Origin of the sequence: Streptomyces sp. NPDC001941, from assembly GCF_040296945.1 — a bacterium.
Classification (GTDB): Bacteria; Actinomycetota; Actinomycetes; order Streptomycetales; family Streptomycetaceae; genus Streptomyces.
Map to the genome: position 1 here is coordinate 1 of NZ_JBEOYE010000217.1, position 3,715 is coordinate 3,715.

5 protein-coding genes are annotated in these 3,715 nt (G+C 70.6%); all 5 read left to right on the forward strand.

The annotated features are described in order from the left end of the window. Positions 1 to 122: 122 nt before the first annotated feature. The gene (locus ABT160_RS46555) at positions 123 to 314 is read left to right on the forward strand and encodes a hypothetical protein (protein ID WP_351656382.1); all 192 of its coding nucleotides are present in this window, start codon (positions 123 to 125) and stop codon (positions 312 to 314) included. 283 nt (positions 315 to 597) lie between these two features. Next, the gene (locus ABT160_RS46560) at positions 598 to 1,509 is read left to right on the forward strand and encodes a methyltransferase domain-containing protein (RefSeq protein ID WP_351656385.1); all 912 of its coding nucleotides are present in this window, start codon (positions 598 to 600) and stop codon (positions 1,507 to 1,509) included. A 233-nt stretch (positions 1,510 to 1,742) separates the two neighbouring features. Then, a complete protein-coding gene (locus ABT160_RS46565; protein WP_351656387.1) occupies positions 1,743 to 2,024 on the forward strand; it encodes an HU family DNA-binding protein in 282 nt (93 codons plus the stop codon). A 204-nt stretch (positions 2,025 to 2,228) separates the two neighbouring features. Further along, a complete protein-coding gene (locus tag ABT160_RS46570) occupies positions 2,229 to 2,432 on the forward strand; it encodes a cold-shock protein (RefSeq protein ID WP_009192932.1) in 204 nt (67 codons plus the stop codon). 314 nt (positions 2,433 to 2,746) lie between these two features. Beyond that, a complete protein-coding gene (locus ABT160_RS46575; RefSeq protein ID WP_351656390.1) occupies positions 2,747 to 3,280 on the forward strand; it encodes a hypothetical protein in 534 nt (177 codons plus the stop codon). The last annotated feature ends 435 nt before the right edge of the window (positions 3,281 to 3,715 follow it).

Here is a 3,715-nt window from a genome sequence, read left to right on the forward strand (position 1 = left end):
GCTACGAGCGACAGGCCATCCACTTCCTCGCCTTCGCCAGCATCGCCTGCACCCTCATCTGCTACCGCAGACTCACCAAATGAGATGATCTCTTACTTCCCACCACGCGGACTACGACTGGGATGGGCTGCTCCAGCGACCTGTTCGAAGACCATGACGTACTGATGCTCTTCGACACCAAGCTCGACGGGATCGAACTCCCCGACAGCGACATCCACCAGGCCCTGGGCGTGGTCAACCTGCAGGCCGACGACTGGTTCGAGCCCTTCGACAGCGACGCGGCCCGCGATCCGGATCGCGGCTTCCGCCACTGACACACCGCACCCCCACCCGCAGGCATGGCCATTGCTGCCCGCATCCGGGGCAGCATCGGCCAACGCCCGTACACGCACCGCCACCACCGGCTACCGTCGAGAGCACCCCCTGGACAGAACCAGCCGAAGGGACACCAAGCGCTATGGGCGGAGACGACCGGCAGAGCGGCGACGGACAAGTCGGCGGCCCGTACAGCTCACCTGGTGACCCGGGCAACCCACTGCCCGAGCCCGACCCGTCACCCGACCCCGACGACGACTGACCCGGGGCAGGGGAGCACAGGTGACAGCGACTAGATCACTCGGCCGCGAGCTGCGGGCGCGCTGCGCCGAGCAGATGCGAGACGAGGAACGCGGGATGGGCGGCCAGGCGTGGCTGTTCGAGGCGTTCATGGCCACGCCCCGAGAGGCGTACGTCCCCGACCGCGTCTGGTGGCCCCAACGCGACAAGGACGGCCTCTACCCCGTCCTGGACCGCCGCCTCGAGCCGCAACGCTGGCTGCACGCCGTGTACCTGCCCGGCTTCTACCTGATCACCCAGATCAACGACGGCTCCACCCCCCTCACAGGCCCGGCCGATGGCGCGTTCACCTCCAGCATCTCCGCCCCCGCCGTCACCGTCGAAGTCCTGCGCCACCTCGACCCCCAGCCCGGCCACAAGATCCTGGAGATCGGCACCGGCACCGGCTACTCCACCGCGCTGCTCGCTCACCGGGTAGGCGCCGGCCAGGTGACCAGCATCGAGATCGACTCCGCGCTGGCTGGCCACGCCCGCCAGCGCCTTGCCGCACAGGACCTGTCGCCGCGCTTGCTGGTCGGCGACGGGGAACACGTGGACCCGGACGGCGGGTTCTACGACCGGATCGTCGCCACCGCCTCGGTCCGCGCCATCCCGCGCGCGTGGATCACCCAGCTCGCCCCGGGCGGCGTCCTCGTCGCTCCGCTGGACAGCCCCTACGGACATGACCTCCTCATCCGCCTCACCGCAACCGGCGACGGGACGGCCACCGGAGTGGCCGTGGCGCCGGTGGAGTTCATGCGCACCCGCGGCCAGCGCACCCCCCAGCCCCACGAATACCTGGGCTGGCCCACGAGCACCCACGAGAAGACCATCGACTGGACAGAGCTCGCCATTACCTACGGCGCGGACGGCCAGCACATCACGCACCCGCGGCGACCGCCCGCCGCCAGCTGACCGCCCGCAGCCGGACGCGAGGCCAGGAGAGCCGACGAGCCAGAGCGGAGCCTTGCTTCCACGCCAAACCAGGGGCGCTGCACGGGACGGGCCGTGCAGTCGTCAGGAAGGGTGGCATCGGCGGTGGGCCGCCGTGCCCGGCGAGGGTGTGTCAGACACGGATGCCACCATGGGCCCGTACACGCCGTGTCCGTGCAACGGTCCCGGCATCTCAAGAACGATGGAGCAACCTGATGAACCGCAGTGAGCTGATCGCAGCCCTCTCCGAGCGCGCCGAGGTGACCCGTAAGGACGCCGACGCGGTGCTGGCCGCGCTGGCCGAGACGGTCGGCGACGTGGTCGCCAAGGGCGACGAAAAGGTCACCATCCCCGGCTTCCTGACCTTCGAGCGCACCCACCGTGCCGCCCGCACCGCCCGCAACCCCCAGACCGGTGCCCCCATCGACATTCCGGCCGGCTACAGCGTGAAGGTGTCCGCCGGGTCCAAGCTCAAGGACGCCGCCAAGGGCAAGTAACCCTCCGGCTGGCACGATGCCACAGGACGGTGACGGGACGGGGCCGCGCACGCCGGAAGAGTGTTCCATCCCACACCGGCCCGTGGCCGGCGGGCGGGTGAGTGCCTCGCCGGTGGGGTAGGACGCTGGGCGGGCGCCCTGCACACGTGCGGGGCGCCGCCCACAAAACTGCCGGGATTCCCGGCGTACGCGAAGGACAACAGCATGGCCAGCGGCACCGTGAAGTGGTTCAACTCCGAGAAGGGCTTCGGCTTCATCGCCCAGGACGGCGGCGGACCGGACGTCTTCGCGCACTACTCCAACATCTCCGGCAACGGCTACCGCGAGCTCGTCGAGGGCGAGCCGGTGACGTTCGACGTGACCCAGGGCCAGAAGGGCCCGCAGGCCGAGAACATCGTCCGCGGCTGACCCGCAGGCGCCCGGCCGGATCGCCGCCAGAAGGCCCTGCGGGGACTGCGGATACCGGGCCGGGCACGCACGTAGATCCGCGGTGATGCCCAGGACCAGCTTCATAAGCGCCTCCTGGGCATCACCGTACGGCTCGGCCAGGCAGATCCGACGGTTCTCGCCGGCGGCACGACTGAATCCGCCCTCATCGCGTGCGCCCATACGCTTGACCCGGTAAGTATCTGAGACGGCAGGATCGTCACCGACCTGCCCGCCGCCGCGCGCCCGCACCTCACGGCACGCCGGCGGGCCCGCAACACGGCGGAGACGAGACCATGGGCACAGAAGCTGAACCGGGCGTGGGGGAGAACGACTTCCGCCACGCACAGAAGACCATGCGCAGGGACCTGGAGCTGTACCGCCAGCTCGCCCTCGACCCCTCCTGGCGCCACCCCACCTTCGCCGACCTGGTTCTCGAGCACGGACACTGGTATCCGCCCGCCCCCTGGCCGAACGGGCAAGCCTGGGAGCACATGCCGGGGCGCTGCTTCGAAGCCGCCCACACCTGGGCCGACCGCGCGGGTTGGACCTACGTCGAGGGATACGCGCTGGTGCCCGGGACGTGGCCGCTGGCCACCATCGAGCACGCCTGGTGCCTCACACCGACCGGCCAGATCGCCGACCCTGCGCTGCCCGACGGCTACGCCACCGCGTACCTCGGCCTGCCCCTGACCGACACCTTCCGCGAGGCCCGCCAGCCCGGCCGCGACGCGGTCCTCACCTGCGGCAGCAACCTGTTCCTCGGCGCGAACACCGACGTACTGCGCGCCGGCCTCCCGCCCCACGCCCTGGCGAACGCGACATCCTGATCTCCCCCCGGCACAGCAGCGGCCTCCACACATCTGCACGGCACGATCGCGACCAGGGTGAGCACCGGGCGTAGCTCCGCGACCCCGCGCAGGATCCCTGGAGCGGGAGGCCAAGCGGGCTCACGCGACCGGCACCCGGGGGCTGGTCGCGGCCAACGCCCCACACCGCCCCCCACCGTGACGCCCCGCCGCCCGCACACTCCCGGCATCCCTGCTGAGCGCGAGGACCGTCTACCGTGGCCGCGTGCACCTCCTCGATGATCCAGACCAATCGGCCCGCGTTCAGGGGCTGCTGTCCCGCGCACGCCGAAACCCGGCTACGGCCACTGCCCTGATCAAGGAGCGTTTTCAGTTGTAGCTCTCAAGGGTGAGGACGGCGCGGGCTGCGGTGGTGAGCCAGGTGGGGCTGCAGCGTGCCCTGCGGAAGATGCGCCA

What these genes read in the sequence shown, in the direction of transcription:
- ABT160_RS46565 (WP_351656387.1), top strand. Translation starts at nt 1,743, where the DNA reads ATGAACCGCAGTGAGCTGATCGCAGCCCTCTCCGAGCGCGCCGAGGTG.
- ABT160_RS46575 (WP_351656390.1), top strand. Translation starts at nt 2,747, where the DNA reads ATGGGCACAGAAGCTGAACCGGGCGTGGGGGAGAACGACTTCCGCCAC.
- ABT160_RS46570 (WP_009192932.1), top strand. Translation starts at nt 2,229, where the DNA reads ATGGCCAGCGGCACCGTGAAGTGGTTCAACTCCGAGAAGGGCTTCGGC.
- ABT160_RS46555 (WP_351656382.1), top strand. Translation starts at nt 123, where the DNA reads ATGGGCTGCTCCAGCGACCTGTTCGAAGACCATGACGTACTGATGCTC.